This window comes from Paenibacillus sp. E194 (assembly GCF_000935845.1).
Taxonomy (GTDB): Bacteria; Bacillota; Bacilli; order Paenibacillales; family Paenibacillaceae; genus Paenibacillus_B; species Paenibacillus_B alvei_B.
Genome location: NZ_JMDX01000379.1, coordinates 1 through 3,844, shown reverse-complemented (window position 1 = coordinate 3,844; position 3,844 = coordinate 1). Strand labels below are relative to the sequence as shown.

Sequence of the window (3,844 nt, the reverse complement as noted above, 5' to 3'; positions counted from 1 at the left end):
ATCCGGCCGATGAAGTCCACGTTGCCGTCCGGCATCCAGCGCGCCAGGTCGCCCGTCCGGTACAGCCGCTCCCCTGCAGCGAACGGGCTGTCTACGAATTTCTCCGCCGTCAAATCCGGGCGGTTCAAGTAACCGCGGGCCACACCCGCTCCGCCGATAACCAGCTCGCCCAACACCCCGATCGGCACCGGCTTCAGACTCGCATCCACGATGTAGAACTTGGCGTTCAGCCACGCTTTCCCGATCGGCACGCTGCCCGTCTTCGGCAGCTTCTCCAGCGGCTCGTCATAGAAGCTGGAGTCAATCGCCGCTTCCGTTACGCCGTAGCTGTTAATAATACGGAACTGCGAGCCGAAGCGCTCCTGCAAGGTGCGGTAATCCGCTACGCTGCACGCATCCGAGCTTGTGAGCAGCAACTGCATCGAGCTGAGATCCAGACCCTCGGCATACACATGCTCCATGAACGGCACGATCAGCGCCGGAGTCGATTCGAACACCGTCACGGCGTAGTCGCGAATCCAGCCGTAGAGGCGGGTTGGATCAATCCGGTCGTCCTTCGGCACGATGACCATGGTGCCACCGTTGTACAGCGTCCGCGCAATGTCGCCGACGAACACGTCGAACGAGAAACTGGCGAGTTGCAGCAGCCGGATCGGGAACTGATCCAGGCGGTAGTCCCGTCGGTAGCCCGCCGCCGTGTTCACCAGGCTGCGGTGTTCCACCGCCACGCCCTTCGGACGGCCAGTCGTACCGGAGGTGTAGATGACGTAAGCCAAATCGCGCGGCTTGTTCACATTCGCCGGATTCGATGCGAGATCCGCCACCAGTACGTTCTGCTCGGCTTCTGACGTGGCGGACGTTTCGGCAGCAGCCGTTACCGCTTGCGCCAAAGCCTCCGCCTCTGCGCCTGCTTCGTCCAAAGCTTGTACGCCCACAGCCACTTCCGCCGCTCCGAGGCTGTACGTCGCAGCGTCGTCAAGTGCAAGCACCGTTTGCAGCGCTAGAGCTCCGTCGCTGCGCCAAACTTCCGCCTGCTCCAGCAGGCGGGTCTGCGTGAGCAGAACCGATGCCCCGCTGTCCGTGAGCATATACTCGATCCGCTCCGCCGGATAGTCCGGATCAAGCGGCACATAAGCGCCGCCCGCTTTCCATACGGCGAGCACCCCGATCAACAGCTCCGCCGAACGGCCGACCAGAATGCCGACCACCTGTTCTGGCTTCACCCCGTGCGCCCGCAGTGCATACGCCAGACGATTCGCTTTGGCGTTAAGCTCCGCATAGGTCAGCTTGCTGTCTTCGTAGACAACCGCCAGCGCTCCCGGAGTGCGCTCCGCCTGCTCCTCGAACAGCTCGTGGAACGTCCTCTCTCTCCACGACTCATCCGCTTCCAAACCTGTACCCTCTGCGGCGGATTGCTTCGCAAGAGCCGAAGACGACACGTCAAACCCGACCAGCAAATTATGCTTTTCGCTGTCCGTCAATATATCTAAATCCGAAATCCGCGCACCCGGCTGAGCCAGGATCGACGCCAAAAGCTGCTCGTAATGACCCGCCAGCCGTACCATCGTTTCCTGTCTAAACAACGAGGTAGCGTACTCGATCTTGCAAACCAGCTCGTTATCGGCTTCCACGATATCAAAGCTAAGATCAAACTTTGCCGTCTTTTCCTCAATGTCGAACAGCGACCATTGCAAGCCTTCCAGGGTTAAATTCAAGCTTTCGTGCTTTTGCAAAGAAAACATGGTGTCAAACAGCGGATTCCGGCTTAAATCCCGGCTCACCTGAAGAGCTTCCACCAGTTCCTCAAACGGATAGTCCTGGTGCTCGTAGGCTCCAAGCGTCGTTTCCTTCACTTCCTGCAAGTAATCCAGGAACGTCCGCTCCGCGGCCGGACTCAATCGAAGGGCCAGTGTATTGACGAACATGCCGATAATCGGCTGCAGGTCGGCGTGAGAACGGGCGGCAATCGGAGTGCCGACCACGATATCTTCCTGTCCCGCGTATTTATGAAGCAATATGGAGTACGCAGCCAGCAGAAGCATATACAGTGTCGCCCCCGAATCGCCGGCAAGCCGTTTGAGAGCTTCGCTTTTCTCTGCATCCAGCGTAAACGTGAGCGTTCGACCGTCAAACTGCTGGACGGCCGGGCGGGAGAAGTCGAGAGGCAACTCAAGAACCGGAAGCTCGGAGTTGAATACCCCTCGCCAGTATTCCTCCTGCTTTTTGATACGCTGGCGCTGTTCCTCGGATTGCTGCCAAACGGCGTAATCCTTGTATTGAATCCGCAGCTCCGGCAATTCTTCCCCATTGTAAAGCCGCACGAATTCATGCAGCAGCACGTCCATGGAAAGGCCATCGGAACCAATATGATGAATATCCAGCGCAAGCAGGAATTTTTCTTTCTCCAGTTCGATCAGCAGGGCGCGCAGCAAAGGCGGCTGGGTCAAGTCAAAAGGCTGAATGAAGCCTTCAAGAATGGCCGCAACCTGATCTTCACTTGCTTGAAGCTTCTCGACCTTGAAAGCTGCGAGCGGATGAATACGCTGTACTGGCTCCCCATTCACGATTTCAAAACCGGTGCGCAGCATATCGTGCCGGGCCACCAAAGTAGTCAGCGCCTTTTCCACTTTGGCCTCGTTCAAAGCCCCTTCCAATTGCAATGCGCTTGGGAGGTTGTAATTCAGCTCCGAGCCATCCAGCTGGTGCAAGACGTACAGCCTTTTTTGCGCAGAGGAAACCGGATAGTACGCTTTTTCTTCTGCTTTCGGAATCGAGCTGTGCCGTGTTTCTTCCAAGCTGGCAATAGCCCCGGCCATCGACTCTACCGTCATATAGCGGAACACATCGCGCAGCGGAAGTTCGACGTTCATTTCCTTCCGAATCTTGCTGACAAGGTTCGTCGCCCGCAAGGAGTGGCCTCCAAGCTCGAAGAAATTGTCCAGGACTCCAATGCCGGAGTAGCCCAGCACTTCCTCCCAGATCTTCACAAGCTGGGACTCCGTCCGGTTACGCGGCACTACATATTCGACGCCCGTTTGCAAGCCGCCTTGCGGCTCCGGCAGCACTTTGCGGTCCACTTTGCCGTTGGACGTCAGCGGCATGCGCTCCAGCTGCACGAAGTACGACGGGATCATGTACCCCGGCATTACCTGGGCCAGCGAGGTTCTCATTTCGCTGACCGTCAGCGTCCGGGCGGCCACAAAGTAAGCGACAAGCGCCTTCTCGCCCCCGCCGTCCTGACGGGCTAGCACCACCGCTTCTTCCACGCCTTCGACGTTCAGAAGCTGTGTCTCGATCTCGTCCAGCTCGATCCGGTACCCGCGGATTTTGACCTGGTGGTCAATCCGTCCCAGGTATTCGATGTTGCCGTCCGGCAGCCAAGCCGCCAAATCGCCCGAGCGGTACAATTTTTCTCCCTCCGCAAACGGGGAATCGACAAACTTCTCCGCCGTCAGATCCGGACGGTTCAGGTATCCTCTCGCAAGGCCTTCCCCGGCCACATACATTTCGCCCGCTACGCCGATCGGCACAGGACGTCGGTTTTCATCCAGGACGTACACCTTCAGCGTCGGGATCGGCTTGCCGATATTGCTCTTCGCTGCCTCAATCTCGATCCACGTTATTTCCTTATACGTCACGTGAACTGTCGTCTCGGTAATACCATACATATTGATCAGCTTCGTCTCCGGGTACTTCGTCTTGAAGCCCTTGAGCAGCAGCGGACTCAGCGCTTCGCCCCCGAAGATGACGTTGCGAATCCGCAAATCGTTCGGATGATCCGCCAAGACCTCACGCAGCATCTGGTAGAAGTAAGTTGGCGTCTGGTTCAAAATCGTGACCTGTG

1 protein-coding gene is annotated in these 3,844 nt (G+C 57.8%); it reads right to left on the bottom strand.

The genetic code is table 11. The features are described 5' to 3' along the window. Positions 1-3,844, bottom strand: a 3,844-nt coding sequence (locus tag AZ66_RS27710) for a non-ribosomal peptide synthetase (RefSeq protein ID WP_044357864.1), incomplete at both ends; no start/stop codon positions are given.